Here is a 14,178-nt window from a genome sequence, read left to right as displayed (position 1 = left end):
CCCATAATGTCCAAGAAAATTCACGTAACCGACACGATCCTGCGCGACGCCCACCAGTCCCTGCTGGCCACCCGCATGCGTACCGAAGACATGCTGCCGATCTGCGACAAGCTCGACAAGGTTGGCTACTGGTCGCTGGAAGTCTGGGGCGGCGCCACCTTCGACGCCTGCGTGCGCTTCCTCAAAGAAGACCCGTGGGAGCGCCTGCGCAAGCTGCGCGCAGCGTTGCCCAACACCCGCCTGCAAATGCTGCTGCGCGGCCAAAACCTCCTGGGCTACCGCCACTACAGCGACGACGTGGTCAAGGCCTTCGTCGCCAAGGCTGCCGTCAACGGCATCGACGTGTTCCGCATTTTCGACGCCATGAACGACGTGCGTAACCTGCGCGTGGCCATCGAAGCGGTCAAGGCTGCCGGCAAACACGCCCAGGGCACCATCGCCTATACCACCAGCCCGGTGCACACCATCGAAGCCTTCGTCAACCAGGCCAAGCAGATGGAAGCCATGGGTTGCGACTCGGTGGCGATCAAGGACATGGCCGGCCTGCTGACCCCTTACGCCACCGGTGAACTGGTCAAGGCGCTGAAGGCCGAGCAGTCGCTGCCGGTGTTCATCCACTCCCACGACACCGCCGGCCTGGCCGCGATGTGCCAACTGAAGGCCGTGGAAAACGGCGCCGACCACATCGACACCGCGATCTCCAGCTTCGCCTGGGGCACCAGCCACCCGGGCACCGAGTCGATGGTTGCCGCGCTCAAGGGCAGCGAGTTCGACACTGGCCTGGACCTGGAACTGCTGCAGGAAATCGGCCTGTACTTCTACGCCGTGCGCAAGAAGTACCACCAGTTCGAGAGCGAATTCACCGCCGTGGACACCCGCGTGCAGGTCAACCAGGTGCCCGGCGGCATGATTTCCAACCTGGCCAACCAGCTCAAGGAGCAGGGCGCGCTCAACCGCATGAACGAAGTGCTGGCAGAGATCCCGCGTGTGCGTGAAGACCTCGGTTTCCCGCCGCTGGTGACCCCGACCTCGCAGATCGTCGGTACCCAGGCGTTCTTCAACGTGCTGGCTGGCGAGCGTTACAAGACCATCACCAACGAGGTGAAGCTGTACCTGCAAGGCGGCTACGGCAAGGCCCCGGGTGTGGTCAACGAGCAGCTGCGACGCCAGGCGATCGGCAGCGAAGAGGTGATCGACGTGCGCCCGGCCGACCTGCTGAAGCCGGAAATGGCCAAGCTGCGTGCCGACATTGGTGCCTTGGCGCGTTGTGAAGAAGATGTGCTGACCTTTGCCATGTTCCCGGACATTGGTCGCAAGTTCCTCGAGGAGCGCGAAGCCGGCACCCTGACTCCTGAAGTGCTGCTGCCAATTCCTGAGGCGGGCGCAGTAGCGTCCCATAGCGGCGAAGGCGTGCCGACCGAGTTCGTCATTGACGTGCACGGCGAAACCTACCGTGTCGACATCACTGGGGTAGGGGTGAAGGCCGAAGGCAAGCGTCACTTCTACCTGTCGATCGACGGCATGCCGGAAGAGGTGGTGTTCGAGCCGCTCAACGAATTCGTCGGTGGCGGCAGCAGCAAGCGCAAGCAGGCCAGCGCCCCGGGCCACGTCAGCACCACCATGCCCGGCAACATCGTTGATGTGCTGGTAAAGGAAGGCGACATGGTCAAGGTCGGCCAAGCCGTGCTGATCACCGAAGCCATGAAAATGGAAACCGAAGTGCAGGCGGCCATCGCCGGCAAGGTCGTGGCCATTCACGTGGCCAAGGGCGACCGTGTGACCCCGGGCGAGATCCTGATCGAGATCGAAGGCTGAGATAAGCCTTCATCTACAAGCGGTTAACCTCTGGGGAGCGGATGCTCCCCTTTTTTTTAACTGTGGGGCCCCAGGTCAATCACAGGCCTCAAGGCGGGTGACCTCAGTGGGCGTCACCTGCGCAGAAGCCGGATGCTACAGCACAACCCTCAGCCTTTGCGACAGGCCTCCAGCGTTTTTACCTGGCCTGTCGGCGGTTGGTTTTCCTCGCTCAACCAGCGTTCGAATCCGGCAGCCAGCGCCGGCCACTCATCATCGGTAACCGAGTACCAGGCGGTATCACGGTTATGGTCCTTTACCACCAGGTGCTTGCGAAACACCCCTTCGTAGACAAAACCAAACCGCTCCGCCGCGCGTTTGGAGCGGGCGTTGGCGTTGTTGCACTTCCATTCCAGCCGGCGGTTACCCAACTCAAAGGCCAACTTGCCAAGCAAGTACACCGCCTCGGTGCCCTTGGGCGTGCGCTGCATGGCGGCACCGAAGGCGACGTGACCGATTTCGATGCGGCCGTGCTCGGGCACCATCGACATCAGGCTGAGGATACCCTGGGCCTGGCCGTTGGTGCGGTCGATCACGCTATAGAACAGCGGATCACGGCCAGCAGCATTACCTTCCAGCCAGCGGTCGAAGGCAGCACGTTCGGCGAACGGGCCATAGGGCAGGTAGTCCCACAGGGCAGGGTCGGCAGCCGGACCTTGCAGCATCTGCCAGAGGTCGTTGCCATGGCACGCCGGGTCGAGCTTTTGCAGACGGATAAAGCGGCCTTCGATGGGCTCGGCCCGCGGCGTAGCGGCGGGCTTCCAGTTCAATGCGTCGTTCATGTTCGGCTTACAACTCTTTACGGAATTGGATAAAGCCCGAGCGCTCGGCAACCTGCTGGTACAGGCTGATGGCGGTGGCGTTGGTTTCGTGGGTTACCCAGTACACCTTGCTGCATTTTTCAGCCTCGGCTGCAGCATAGACGTGCTCGATCAATTGGCGGCCGATGCCCAGGCCACGCTGCGTGCTGTCCACGTACAGGTCCTGCAGGTAGCAGGCATTGCCGATACTCCAGTTGGTCCGATGGTAGATGAAGTTGACCATGCCAACCGCCTTGCCATCGACCCAGGCCAGGGCTGAATGGGTCGGCTCGTTGGGGTCGAGCAGGCGCTGCCAGGTGTTCAGGCTCACCTCATCGGTGAGTTCGGATTGGTAGAAGCGCAGATAGGCGTGCCACAGGGCAAGCCAGGCAGCGTGGTCTTGGCCAGTGACGGGGCGCAGGGTAACGGTGGACATGAGGCTGTTCCTTCAGAATGGGCGCATGTGCGCTGCGAGTTGGTTATCCAGATAGTCCGGGCTGGCGCCCAGGCCTTCACGCACCCCGGCAATGTCTTGCGCCGAGCGGTTCTGGCTGAGCTTGCGCGCGCCTTGCAGGCGAGCGATGGGCAGACGGATGCCGACAATGGCACGGAGCATGCCGTCGATATAGTCGGCCGGGGCGTCAGCGACCTTCCATGGTTCGGTGCGGCCTTGTTCGTGGCGTTCGGTCAGGCGGCTGACGATAGCCAGCAGCGCCGGGCCATCGTGCAGTACTTCGGCCGTGCCATAGGCATGCACGGCCAGGTAGTTCCAGGTGGGGACCACCTTGGGGTTCTCGGCCTTGCTTGGGTAATAGCCCGGGCTGACATAGGCATCGGCGCCGGGAAACACCAGCAGGGCCTCGGCGCCTCGTGCCAGGTCCTGCCATTGGTGGTTGGCCCGGGCCAAATGGGCATAGACCGTGCCGAACTCGCCTTCACTGGTATCGATCAACACCGGCAGGTGGCTAGCCAGCAGGCCTTGCTCGCCATGGCTGACCAGTATGGCCAGGCGGGTGTCATGCATGTGCTGGTACAGGCGACCAAGGTCGTGTTCCTGATGGGGTTTGCTGTTGTACATGCCCGGTGTCCTTGTGCAATGACCCCATCCTAGGCAGGCTATTGGTTCTATGTAAGAGCCATTGTTGGCTGTTCTGATAGGTCCAATACCATGACCGAGCGCCCTTTAGTGTTGCCCTTCGACCCTGCCGGCATCGTCCTGGATCGCCGCCGCGGGCTCAGCCAGCAGCTGTACCAGGCGCTGCGTGCGCGTGTGCTCGACGGGCGTCTGAGCAGCGGCACGCGGCTGCCGGCTACTCGCGATCTGGCTGCCATGCTGGCGCTATCACGCAACAGTGTGGTGCGGGCCTACGACCAGCTGTATGCCGAGGGCTTCATCGAAAGTCGGGTGGGTGATGGCACCTATGTCAGCCAGCTGCCTAAACTATCCACACAAGTATCCACAGGGTTATCCCGGGGTTTATCAACAGGTTTATCCACAAAATTTGTAGAAGGCACTGGTAATTTATCCAGCCAGCCACGCTCCAGCGAGCCTTTGCGGCGCCTGGAAAATAACCATTTGCTACCGCCAAGAAGTGGTGCGCCGCGAGCGTTTCGGCTTGGTATTCCGGCGTTCGATTTGTTCCCGTTCGACGTGTGGGCCAAGCTGCAGGCGGGTTTCTGGCGCAACCCGGCGCCTGCGCAGCTCGGTTATGGCGACCCGGCAGGCGAGCCGCAACTGCGCGAGTTGGTCGCCGCCTACTTGCGTAGCTCGCGTGGGTTGAGCTGTACAGCTGCACAAATTGTGATCACCAGTGGTGCGCAGCAGGCGATCAGCCTTTGTGCACAGCTGCTGTTGCAGCCGGGAGACGGTGTGGCTGTGGAAAACCCAGGTTACCGGGCGGCGGGACATGCCTTTGCGTTGGCCGGTGGCAGGTTGCATGGCGTGCCGGTGGACGAGGATGGTTTGGACTGCCGCTGGCTGGGGCAATTGTCCGATTGCCGGCTCGCCTACGTCACGCCGGCCCACCAGTACCCGACCGGGGTGACCATGAGCCTGGCGCGGCGCCTGGAACTGCTGGCCTGGGCCGAGCGAAGCGGTGGCTGGATCATCGAAGACGACTATGACGGCGAATATCGCTACAGCGGCGCACCCCTGGCTCCGCTGGCGTCGCTCGACCAGAACGGGCGGGTGCTGTATGTCGGTACATTCGGCAAGATCGCCTTCCCGGCACTGCGCCTTGGCTACCTGGTGCTGCCGCCGTCGCTGGCGCAGGCGTTCAGCCAGGGCAGGGCGCTGGCGATGCGGCACTCGGAGGTCAGCAGCCAGTGCGTGATGGCCGAATTCATGGCACGGGGGCACTTCCAGCGGCATATCCGGCGCATGCGCAAGGCGGCCTTGAGCCGACGCAACGTGCTCAAGGCTGGTTGGCCTGTGGATATACCGGGCTTGGGCAGCATGCCGGAAGTGGCCGCTGGGCTGCATGTCAAGGTGGATGTGGATAACTTTGCCTTGGAACAAGAGCTGGTAGCCAAGGCTGAAGCTGTGGGGGTGGAGATGACTCCGCTGAGTAATTTCTGGCTCGCTGACAGCACCGAGCCTGTGGATAAGCGGGCAGGACTGGTGCTTGGGTTCGCGGCGGTGCCGGAGGGTGAGATTGCCGAGGCCTTGCTGAAATTACGCAAGGCCTGGCGGCCGCTTCGCGGGTAAACCCACTCCCCAAGGGGCTGCACCGCACCTGCGGCCAGCGCTCTCCCTGTGGGAGCGGGCTTGCCCGCGAAGCAGGCGACTCAGGTACCGGACTTGATCCGCGTCCAGGCCCGCGTGCGTGCCCGCTCGGCATCCCGCGCCAGAGGCTTGAGGGTATACAGCTTGGTCATCGCCTCCGCCGTCGGGTACAGGTTGGGGTTGTTGCGAATCGCCGGGTTCACTTTGTCGGTGGCATCCTTGTTCGGGTTCGGGTAGCCGACAAAATCGCTGATCGGTGCAATTACCTCAGGCCGCAGCAGGTAGTTGATGAACGCATGCGCGTCTTCCGGGTTGGCTGCATTCTTCGGAATTGCCAGCATATCGAACCAGATCGGCGCTCCTTCCTTGGGCAGGCGCATGTCCACCACTACGCCATTCTTCGCATCGCGGGCGCGGTTGGCGGCCTGGGAGAAGCTGCCGCTGTAGCCGACCGCCACGCAGATATCACCGTTGGCGATGTCCGCCATGTATTTCGAGGAGTGGAAATAGGTGATGTAGGGGCGAATTTTCAGCATCAGTGCCTCGGCCTGCTTGTAGTCGGCCGGCTTGTCGCTGTTTGGCGGCAGGCCCAGGTGCTGCAAGGCCAGCGGCAGGATCTCCGACGGCGAGTCGAGCAGTGCCACGCCACACTGCTTGAGCTTGGCGATGTTCTCTTCCTTGAAGATCAGGTCCCAGCTGTCCACTGGCGCGTTGTCGCCGAGCGCAGCCTTGACCTTGGCCGGGTTGAAGCCGATCAGCACGGTACCGTACATGTAGGGTACGGCGAACTTGTTGCCCGGGTCGTTGGCTTCGATCAGCTTCATCAGGGCCGGGTCCAGGTGTTGCCAGTTCGGCAGCTTGCTACGGTCCAGTGGCTGGAACACCCCGGCTTCGATCTGCTTGGCCAGGAACACGTTGGATGGCACCACCACGTCATAGCCGGAGTTGCCGGTCAGTAGCTTGGCTTCCAGCGCCTCGTTGGTGTCGAAGATGTCGTAGATCAGCTTCACCCCGCTGTCCTTCTGGAACTCGGTGAGGGTTTGCGGGGTGATGTAGTCGAACCAGTTGTATACCCGCAGGGTACGCTGTTCGGCCTGGGCCTGCAGGGCGCCGGTAAACAGCGTGGCGGCGATGAACGGGGCGAGCAGGTGCTTGAGTCGGACCATTTAGCGGGCTCCTGGTTGGCTGCGCTGGAAGCCTTCCAGCACATTGACTGCATTGATACCGATTTCTTCGACAGCGTAGCCGCCCTCCATCACGAACAGGGTCGGCTTGCCGAGCTGCGCGATGCGCTTGCCCATCTCCAGGTAATCCGGGCTGTCCAGCTTGAACTGCGAGATCGGGTCGTCCTTGAAGGTGTCCACGCCCAGCGAGATCACCAGTACGTCGGCGTCATAGGCTTCGATGCGCTGGCAGGCGTCCTCCAAGGCAGCGCTCCAGGCAGTCCAGTCGCTGCCGGCGGGCAGGGGGTAGTTGATATTGCAGCCTTCTCCGCGACCCTCGCCGGTTTCGTCGGCATAGCCGAGGAAGAACGGGAATTCGTCCTGCGGGTCGCCATGGATCGAAGCGAAGAACACATCCCCGCGGCGGTAGAAGATGTCCTGGGTGCCGTTGCCATGGTGATAGTCGACATCGAGGATGGCGACTTTGTGCCGGCCCTGGTCGAGAAACGCCTGGGCGGCGATGGCGGCGTTGTTCAGGTAGCAATAGCCGCCCATGACTTCGCCGGCGGCGTGGTGCCCTGGCGGGCGGCACAGGGCAAACGCCGAGTGAGCGCCCTGCTGGATGGCGGCCTGGGCGGTGAGGGCCACCTGGGCGGCGCTGTAGGCAGCCTGCCAGGTACCGGCGGTGATTGGTGCCCCGGCATCGAAGCTGTAGTAGCCCAGCTCACCGTGCAGGCCGCTGGGCTTTTTCTGGCGCAGGGTGCGGGCTGGCCAGGTGAACGGCAGCAGGTCGCCTTCCTGGCCCAATGCGGCCCAGCGCGCCCAGGCGCCTTCGAAGAAGTCCAGGTAGGCGGCGCTGTGGATGCGCAGGAGCGGTGCACGGCCGAAGTCGGTAGGGCCCTGGATGTCGCCGAGGTTGCGCTGTTTTACCTGTTCGAGCACATGGTCGGCGCGCGAAGGCATTTCGAAGCAGGGCATCAGCTTGCCGTCTATCAGCTCGCAGCGGCCATGGTGCAGGCGGTGGTCATCGGAATAGATCGTCAGCATTGTTGTTCTCCCTTGGACACTGGCGTTGGCCCATTCTCGGGTGGACGCCAGCAGGGGAGAACGACGCAAACGGCCAAAAGGGGATCGATGTGGCCAGGCTCTTTGGCCGGCTTTCCCTGTGCCGGCCCCTGCCCGGGGCACGGCTGGCGCGGTCAACCGCGAAAATGGCTGGGAGCTACACCACTCCAACGCTGGAAGGCATGGCGGAAACTGGCCGTCTCGCTGAACCCCAGCGTTTCGGCAATCCGGTAGATCGGCATCTGATTGTCGGCCAGCAGCTGCTTGGCCCGCTCGAACCTCAGCTCATCCAGCAGCTGTTGATAACTGCTGCCCAAGGCCTGCAAATGCCGACGCAGGGTACGCGATGAACAGTTCATCTGCCGCGCCAGACCCTCCAGCCCGGGCGCCGCATCCAGTTGCTGCGCCAGCAGTTGGCGGATCCGCCCCAGCCAGGCCTGGCGGCCAGTGAATTCCAGGTTCAGGCGCCGGCAACGTTCGCTCATGGCCTTGTGGGTAATCGGGTCGGCCAGCGGCAGCGGCATGTCCAGCCAGCGGCGTTCGAAAGCAAAGGCATTGGTCTCGGCGTCGAAACCGACCGGGCACTGGAATGCATCGGCATAGAGCGCGTGGTAGCTGGGCCGAGGGTGCTCGAAACGGGCGCCCAGCAGTGGCAGTGGGCGGCCGAGCAGGTCGTCGCAGATGACTTTCAGCGAAACCAGGCAGAACTCGGCGTTGAAGGCGGTCAGTGCCGGGCTGTCATGGCAATCGCTGGCGCTGAACCAGACCCGCTGGCCGTCGTCGAGCAAACGCAGCTTGAAGACTGTTCCCAGCAGTGCCGGATACTGCAACGCCAGGCGCAAGGCGTCACCCAAAGTGGCACTGGAGAGCAGGGCGTAACCGAGCATGCCGTAGCACGACACATGCATGCGCCGGCCCAGTTCCAGGCCGATGTCCTCGCGCCGGGCAACGGCGTTGGCGCACACCTGCAGTTCCTGCTGGGTGGTGATGCGCGCATCGGCATGCCCCAGGTCTGCCGGGCCGATGCCGCTGCCGGCCAACAGCGCCGACGCCTCGCAACCGTCGGCCTGGAAGACGTTGAGGATCAGCGAAACCGCGTTGAGGGTAGTCAGGTGGCTGTGCAGCATGCTGGGAAGTCCCGTAGGCCTGGGACGCATTATGGAGCAAGTTGTGTGCCGATATCCCGAAGGCTGCGCAGGAGCCCCAGAACCCGCAGGCAAAAAAAAGGCCCGAAGCATAGGCTCGGGCCTGGTAAAGGTTGAGAGGTGTCTAGTCCCTCGACCTGGTGAGACTGTTTGCAGCGGCCTGGTTACGCCTTCAGCGGTACCAGACGGGGAGCGATCATGTTTTCCGGGCGCAGGATGTCGTCGAGCATCGCGTCGTCCAGCAGCTTCTCCTCGCGCACCAGTTCCAGTACGCCGCGGCCGGTTTCCAGGGCAACGCGGGCGATACGGGTGGCGTTTTCGTAGCCGATGTACGGGTTCAGGGCGGTGACCAGGCCGATCGAGTGCTCGACCAGTTCACGGCAGCGCTGTTCGTTGGCAGTGATGCCGACGATGCAGTGCTCGCGCAGCATGTCCATGGCGCGCTGGAGCAGGCGGATCGAGTCGAAGATCTTGTAGGCGATCAGCGGTTCCATCACGTTCAGCTGCAGCTGGCCACCTTCAGCGGCGACGGTCAGGGCCAGGTCGTTGCCCATGATGGCGAAGGCCACCTGGTTGACCGCTTCCGGAATAACCGGGTTGACCTTGCCTGGCATGATCGAGCTGCCTGGCTGGCGCGCCGGCAGGTTGATCTCGTTGATGCCGGTGCGCGGGCCGCTGGACAGCAGGCGCAGGTCGTTGCAGATCTTCGACAGCTTGACGGCGGTACGCTTGAGCATGCCGGAGAACAGCACGAAGGCGCCCATGTCGGAGGTGGCTTCGATCAGGTCGGCAGCCGGTACCAGCGGTTGGCCGCTGATGGCAGCCAGGCGCTGTACGGCCAGGGCCTGGTAGCCCGGGTCGGCGTTGATGCCGGTGCCGATGGCGGTACCACCCAGGTTGATTTCGGTCAGCAGTTCCGGAGCCAGCGAACGCAGGCGCTGCAGGTCTTCGGTCATGGTGGTGGCGAAGGCGCGGAATTCCTGGCCCAGGGTCATCGGCACGGCGTCCTGCAGCTGGGTACGGCCCATCTTCAGTACGTGGTCGAACTCTTTACCCTTGGCAGCGAAGGCCTGGATCAGGCTGTCGAGGCTGGCCAGCAGGGCGTCGTGACCCAGCAGTAGGCCCAGACGGATGGCCGTCGGGTAGGCGTCGTTGGTCGACTGCGCCATGTTCACGTCGTTGTTCGGGTGCAGGTACTGGTACTCACCCTTCTGGTGGCCCATGGCTTCCAGCGCGACGTTGGCAATGACTTCGTTCGCGTTCATGTTGGTGGAAGTACCGGCACCACCCTGGATCATGTCGACCACGAACTGGTCGTGGTAGTCGCCTTTGATCAGGCGGGCGCAGGCTGCGGTGATGGCAGCATGCTTGGCATCGCTCAGGTGACCCAGCTCACGGTTGGCGTCGGCAGCGGCCTGCTTGACCATGGCCAGGGCCACGACCAGCTTCGGGTAGTGCGACAGCGGAACACCGGAGAGGTGGAAGTTGTTGGCAGCGCGCAGGGTCTGGATGCCGTAGTAGGCATCGGCAGGGACTTCAAGGGTACCAAGCAGATCTTTTTCGACGCGGAACGATGCAGCGGAGGACATGATGGATATCATCTCGATTTTGACCCGGCACATGCCGGAATGGCGCCAATCCTAGGCCTGAAGGCAATTTTGCGGCAAATGCTGTTGCACGCTAACCTATGCACAAACGGCATAGTGTTTCATGTGACGCCAATTGACATTCGAGCGTGTTCCATTTTGGTGCATGCCAGGAGATGTGCTTCGTGAACCTTGAAAGCAAGTGGCTGGAAGACTTCAGCGCGCTGGCGGCTACGCGCAGTTTTTCCCAGGCGGCAGAACGGCGTTTCGTGACCCAACCCGCATTCAGCCGACGCATCCGCAGCCTGGAAGCGGCGTTGGGGCTACAACTGGTGAACCGTTCCCGCACGCCGATAGAACTGACCGAGGCCGGCCAGCTATTTCTGGTCACGGCACGTACGGTTGTCGACCAGTTGAGCGAAATTCTTCGCCATTTGCATCATCTTGAGGGCGGGCAGGGCGAAGTGGTGCAGGTAGCTGCAGCCCACTCGCTGGCCTCGGGCTTTTTCCCCCGCTGGGTGGCCCAGTTGCGCAATGACGGCCTGAACATCGCCACCCGCCTGGTTGCGACCAACGTCGGCGATGCCGTGCATGCCTTGCGCGAAGGCGGCTGCGACCTGATGCTGGCGTTCTATGACCCGGACGCTGCGCTGCAGATGGACGCCGAAATCTTCCCGTCGCTGCACATGGGCACCACCGAAATGCTGCCGGTGTGCGCGGTGGACGCCGACGGCAAGCCGTTGTTCGACCTCGAAGGCGAGGGCAGCGTGCCCCTGCTGGCCTATACCGCCGGCGCGTTCCTTGGCCGTTCGGTCAACTTGCTGCTGCGCCAGCGCAACCTGCGCTATACCACGGTCTATGAAACCGCCATGGCCGACAGCCTCAAGAGCATGGCGCTGGAGGGCATGGGCATCGCCTGGGTACCGCGCCTGTCGATGCGTGGCGAGCTCGAACGGGGTGAGCTGGCAATCTGCGGCGGCAGCCAGTGGCATGTGCCGCTGGAAATCCGCCTGTATCGCTGCGCCCTGGTACGCAAGGCCAACGTCAGGCTGCTGTGGCGCAAGCTCGAGGGGGCGGCAATGGTTGACTCGAAAGTCAGCCAAAGCCCCGAAAAATAAGGGGTGACAGTTGGTCGCCGGGGTGCCTTAAACGCACCACCTTACGGTATACTGCGCGGCCTTTCGACCGGATGCGTCCGGTCCTGATCAGCAAACAAGCCACGCCGGCCGTCCCGCGTGGCTTGTTGTTTTTTGACGCGCCCAAGGGCGCACAAGCGAAGAGGCTCGACGATGAGTGCACTGGTTGGCGTGATCATGGGCTCCAAGTCCGATTGGTCCACCCTTAGCCACACCGCCGATATGCTGGAAAAACTCGGCATTCCCTACGAAGTGAAGGTGGTTTCCGCCCACCGCACCCCGGACTTGCTGTTCCAGTACGCCGAAGAGGCTGAAGGGCGGGGCATCGAGGTGATCATCGCCGGTGCCGGTGGTGCAGCCCACCTGCCTGGCATGTGCGCGGCCAAGACCCACCTGCCGGTGCTGGGCGTGCCGGTGCAATCGTCGATGCTGTCGGGCGTCGATTCGCTGCTGTCGATCGTGCAGATGCCTGCCGGCGTGCCGGTTGCTACCCTGGCCATCGGCCGGGCTGGTGCAGTCAATGCCGCGCTGCTGTCGGCCAGCATCCTCGGTGCCAAATACCCGCAGTACCACACGGCGCTCAAGCAGTTCCGCACGGAGCAGACCGAGACCGTGCTGGACAACCCAGACCCGCGCCAGGCTTGAGGCTCAACCCATGAAGATCGGTGTAATCGGTGGCGGCCAGCTGGGCCGCATGCTGGCCCTGGCGGGTACCCCGCTGGGCATGAACTTCGCCTTCCTCGACCCGGCACCGGACGCCTGCGCCGCGCCACTGGGCGAGCACCTGCGCGCCGACTACGGCGACCAGGACCACCTGCGCCAATTGGCCGACGAAGTCGACCTGGTCACCTTCGAGTTCGAAAGCGTCCCGGCCGAGACCGTGGCCTTCCTTTCGCAATTCGTACCGGTGTACCCCAGCGCCGAAGCGCTGCGTATCGCCCGCGACCGCCTGTTCGAGAAAAGCATGTTCCGCGACCTGGGTATCCCCACCCCGGCATTCGCCGACATCCTCTCGCAGGCAGACCTGGACGCCGCAGTGGCCAGCATCGGCCTGCCGGCCGTGTTGAAAACCCGCACCCTGGGTTACGACGGCAAGGGCCAGAAGGTACTGCGCACGGCTGAGGACGTGGTCGGTACCTTCGCCGAGCTGGGCAGTGTGCCGTGCCTGCTGGAGGGCTTCGTCCCGTTCACTGGCGAAGTGTCGCTGGTGGCCGTGCGTGCCCGCGATGGCGAAACCCGCTTCTACCCGCTGGTGCACAACACCCATGAAAGCGGCATCCTGCGCCTGTCGGTCGCCAGCCAGGCGCACCCGCTGCAGGCCCTGGCCGAGGACTACGTGGGCCGCGTGCTCAAGCAACTCGATTATGTCGGCGTGCTGGCCTTCGAGTTCTTCGAAGTCGACGGCGGCCTGAAGGCCAACGAGATCGCCCCGCGCGTGCACAACTCCGGGCACTGGACCATCGAAGGCGCCGAGTGCAGCCAGTTCGAGAACCACCTGCGTGCCGTCGCCGGCCTGCCACTGGGTTCGACTGCCAAGGTGGGCGAGAGCGCGATGCTCAACTTCATCGGTAAAGTGCCAGCTGTGGACAAGGTGATCGCCATCGATGATTGCCATCTGCACCACTACGGCAAGGCGTTCAAGGACGGGCGCAAGGTTGGCCACGCCACCCTGCGTTGCCACGACATGGCAACCCTGGAGCGCAAGATTGCCGAAGTAGAAGCCCTGATCGGCAACTGATCGAACTTCTACCCGCGGCATGCCCTCTGAAATGGCAACAAGCCAAAGCGCTGTCTAGGCTTTGGCTTGTTCCATTCTTCATTGCAGAGGGATCGCCATGGGCATCATTGGAACCATCTTCATCGGCCTCATCGTCGGCCTGCTGGCCCGCTTCATCAAACCGGGCGACGACAGCATGGGTTGGATCATGACCATCCTGCTGGGTATCGCCGGCTCCCTGCTGGCCACCTATGGCGGCCAGGCGCTGGGCATCTACCAGGCCGGGCAGGCTGCGGGCTTCCTTGGCGCCCTGGTGGGTGCGGTCATTCTTCTGGTGATCTACGGATTCATCAAGAAGCGTTGAATACTGGGTAGAATGCCCGGCAATTCTACCGAGTTGCCGAGCATTTCCATGCGTGCCTTTTTCCTCGCCCCCTTGCTGTTGGCCAGTGCCCTGGCCCATGCCGAGCTGCCCGAAACCGACTGGCTTGAGCTGATGCCCAAGTCGGACCAGAAGGCGCTCGAGCAGATGCCCGAAATCGACCACAATTCGCCGGAAGCCATGGGTACCTTTACCGCCAAGGGCGGCCTCAAGCAAAGCAAGGGCTTGCCAGCGGTGATGTACTCGACCAAGACCGTGGCGGCCATGAACGGCAAGGACATCCGCCTGGGCGGTTACCCTGTGCCGCTGGAGAGCGACGCCAAGGGCAACAGCACGCTGTTCTTCCTGGTGCCGTACCCGGGCGCCTGCATCCATGTGCCGCCACCACCGCCGAACCAGTTGGTGCTGGTGCGCTACCCGAAAGGCCTGAAGATCGATGACATCTACACACCGCTGTGGGTCAGCGGCACGCTGAAGGTGGAAAAGGTCAGCAACGACCTGGCCGATGCCGCCTATGCGCTGGATGCCCAGAAGGTGAGGGTGGTGGAGGATGCCGACCTCTGATGCCTTGCGGCGCGCCTCAGGTGACCGCGTACCCTTGTAGG

The 14,178-nt window shown here is 63.1% G+C and carries 14 protein-coding genes; 7 read left to right on the top strand and 7 right to left on the bottom strand.

The window, feature by feature from the left end:
* The first annotated feature begins 6 nt into the window (after nucleotides 1-6).
* Nucleotides 7-1,815 (top strand): sodium-extruding oxaloacetate decarboxylase subunit alpha, encoded by a 1,809-nt coding sequence (oadA, locus tag ACJA3S_RS25600; protein ID WP_170033883.1) that lies wholly within the window; start codon nucleotides 7-9, stop codon nucleotides 1,813-1,815.
* A gap of 149 nt (nucleotides 1,816-1,964) precedes the next feature.
* Here the strand turns inward: oadA and ACJA3S_RS25595 are convergent, their stop codons facing one another.
* Genes ACJA3S_RS25595 through ACJA3S_RS25585 form a run of 3 tightly spaced genes read right to left on the bottom strand, consistent with a single transcriptional unit; the run spans nucleotide 1,965 to nucleotide 3,732 of the window.
* A complete protein-coding gene (locus ACJA3S_RS25595; RefSeq protein WP_406820419.1) occupies nucleotides 1,965-2,636 on the bottom strand; it encodes a GNAT family N-acetyltransferase in 672 nt (223 codons plus the stop codon).
* A gap of 7 nt (nucleotides 2,637-2,643) precedes the next feature.
* A complete protein-coding gene (locus ACJA3S_RS25590; protein ID WP_406820418.1) occupies nucleotides 2,644-3,090 on the bottom strand; it encodes an N-acetyltransferase family protein in 447 nt (148 codons plus the stop codon).
* 12 nt (nucleotides 3,091-3,102) lie between these two features.
* On the bottom strand, nucleotides 3,103-3,732 hold the full coding sequence (locus ACJA3S_RS25585) for an FMN-binding negative transcriptional regulator (protein ID WP_406820417.1): 630 nt from the start codon (nucleotides 3,730-3,732) through the stop codon (nucleotides 3,103-3,105).
* 90 nt (nucleotides 3,733-3,822) lie between these two features.
* Between ACJA3S_RS25585 and ACJA3S_RS25580 the strand changes: the two genes are divergently transcribed.
* Entirely contained in the window at nucleotides 3,823-5,361 is a 1,539-nt protein-coding gene (locus tag ACJA3S_RS25580) for a PLP-dependent aminotransferase family protein (RefSeq protein WP_406820416.1), read from the top strand.
* Between the two features lie 80 nt (nucleotides 5,362-5,441).
* Here the strand turns inward: ACJA3S_RS25580 and ACJA3S_RS25575 are convergent, their stop codons facing one another.
* From ACJA3S_RS25575 to aspA, 4 genes are all read right to left on the bottom strand, one after another.
* Complete coding sequence (locus ACJA3S_RS25575; protein WP_406820415.1) at nucleotides 5,442-6,545, bottom strand: polyamine ABC transporter substrate-binding protein; 1,104 nt, start codon at nucleotides 6,543-6,545, stop codon at nucleotides 5,442-5,444.
* On the bottom strand, nucleotides 6,546-7,589 hold the full coding sequence (locus tag ACJA3S_RS25570; protein ID WP_406820414.1) for a histone deacetylase family protein: 1,044 nt from the start codon (nucleotides 7,587-7,589) through the stop codon (nucleotides 6,546-6,548). It abuts the gene before it with no gap.
* A 152-nt stretch (nucleotides 7,590-7,741) separates the two neighbouring features.
* On the bottom strand, nucleotides 7,742-8,734 hold the full coding sequence (locus ACJA3S_RS25565; RefSeq protein ID WP_406820413.1) for an AraC family transcriptional regulator: 993 nt from the start codon (nucleotides 8,732-8,734) through the stop codon (nucleotides 7,742-7,744).
* A 182-nt stretch (nucleotides 8,735-8,916) separates the two neighbouring features.
* Nucleotides 8,917-10,341: an aspartate ammonia-lyase gene (gene aspA, locus ACJA3S_RS25560; RefSeq protein ID WP_003260072.1), complete on the bottom strand. Its 1,425-nt coding sequence runs from the start codon at nucleotides 10,339-10,341 to the stop codon at nucleotides 8,917-8,919.
* Nucleotides 10,342-10,523: 182 nt separating this feature from the next.
* On the opposite strand from aspA, the gene ACJA3S_RS25555 reads away from it, so the two are divergent.
* The 5 genes from ACJA3S_RS25555 (at nucleotide 10,524) to ACJA3S_RS25535 (ending at nucleotide 14,137) form a co-directional block, all read left to right on the top strand.
* Nucleotides 10,524-11,456, top strand: coding sequence for a LysR substrate-binding domain-containing protein (locus ACJA3S_RS25555; RefSeq protein WP_170033868.1), 933 nt, complete (start codon nucleotides 10,524-10,526; stop codon nucleotides 11,454-11,456).
* Between the two features lie 171 nt (nucleotides 11,457-11,627).
* On the top strand, nucleotides 11,628-12,119 hold the full coding sequence (gene purE / locus ACJA3S_RS25550; protein ID WP_170033866.1) for a 5-(carboxyamino)imidazole ribonucleotide mutase: 492 nt from the start codon (nucleotides 11,628-11,630) through the stop codon (nucleotides 12,117-12,119).
* A 10-nt stretch (nucleotides 12,120-12,129) separates the two neighbouring features.
* The gene (locus ACJA3S_RS25545; protein ID WP_406820412.1) at nucleotides 12,130-13,212 is read left to right on the top strand and encodes a 5-(carboxyamino)imidazole ribonucleotide synthase; all 1,083 of its coding nucleotides are present in this window, start codon (nucleotides 12,130-12,132) and stop codon (nucleotides 13,210-13,212) included.
* A 97-nt stretch (nucleotides 13,213-13,309) separates the two neighbouring features.
* Complete coding sequence (locus ACJA3S_RS25540) at nucleotides 13,310-13,555, top strand: GlsB/YeaQ/YmgE family stress response membrane protein (protein ID WP_003260079.1); 246 nt, start codon at nucleotides 13,310-13,312, stop codon at nucleotides 13,553-13,555.
* Nucleotides 13,556-13,603: 48 nt separating this feature from the next.
* The gene (locus tag ACJA3S_RS25535; RefSeq protein ID WP_170033862.1) at nucleotides 13,604-14,137 is read left to right on the top strand and encodes a DUF3299 domain-containing protein; all 534 of its coding nucleotides are present in this window, start codon (nucleotides 13,604-13,606) and stop codon (nucleotides 14,135-14,137) included.
* The last annotated feature ends 41 nt before the right edge of the window (nucleotides 14,138-14,178 follow it).

This window comes from Pseudomonas sp. KnCO4, from assembly GCF_045344305.1.
GTDB classification, from domain to species: Bacteria; Pseudomonadota; Gammaproteobacteria; order Pseudomonadales; family Pseudomonadaceae; genus Aquipseudomonas; species Aquipseudomonas anuradhapurensis.
This window is presented reverse-complemented; position numbering and strand designations above follow the sequence as displayed.

Excerpts from the sequence above, each read along its gene's own strand:
- ACJA3S_RS25595 (WP_406820419.1), bottom strand. The coding sequence starts at position 2,636 with ATGAACGACGCATTGAACTGGAAGCCCGCCGCTACGCCGCGGGCCGAG.
- ACJA3S_RS25540 (WP_003260079.1), top strand. The coding sequence starts at position 13,310 with ATGGGCATCATTGGAACCATCTTCATCGGCCTCATCGTCGGCCTGCTG.
- ACJA3S_RS25575 (WP_406820415.1), bottom strand. The coding sequence starts at position 6,545 with ATGGTCCGACTCAAGCACCTGCTCGCCCCGTTCATCGCCGCCACGCTG.
- aspA (WP_003260072.1), bottom strand. The coding sequence starts at position 10,341 with ATGTCCTCCGCTGCATCGTTCCGCGTCGAAAAAGATCTGCTTGGTACC.
- ACJA3S_RS25570 (WP_406820414.1), bottom strand. The coding sequence starts at position 7,589 with ATGCTGACGATCTATTCCGATGACCACCGCCTGCACCATGGCCGCTGC.
- purE (WP_170033866.1), top strand. The coding sequence starts at position 11,628 with ATGAGTGCACTGGTTGGCGTGATCATGGGCTCCAAGTCCGATTGGTCC.
- ACJA3S_RS25590 (WP_406820418.1), bottom strand. The coding sequence starts at position 3,090 with ATGTCCACCGTTACCCTGCGCCCCGTCACTGGCCAAGACCACGCTGCC.
- oadA (WP_170033883.1), top strand. The coding sequence starts at position 7 with ATGTCCAAGAAAATTCACGTAACCGACACGATCCTGCGCGACGCCCAC.
- ACJA3S_RS25580 (WP_406820416.1), top strand. The coding sequence starts at position 3,823 with ATGACCGAGCGCCCTTTAGTGTTGCCCTTCGACCCTGCCGGCATCGTC.
- ACJA3S_RS25565 (WP_406820413.1), bottom strand. The coding sequence starts at position 8,734 with ATGCTGCACAGCCACCTGACTACCCTCAACGCGGTTTCGCTGATCCTC.
- ACJA3S_RS25585 (WP_406820417.1), bottom strand. The coding sequence starts at position 3,732 with ATGTACAACAGCAAACCCCATCAGGAACACGACCTTGGTCGCCTGTAC.
- ACJA3S_RS25545 (WP_406820412.1), top strand. The coding sequence starts at position 12,130 with ATGAAGATCGGTGTAATCGGTGGCGGCCAGCTGGGCCGCATGCTGGCC.
- ACJA3S_RS25535 (WP_170033862.1), top strand. The coding sequence starts at position 13,604 with ATGCGTGCCTTTTTCCTCGCCCCCTTGCTGTTGGCCAGTGCCCTGGCC.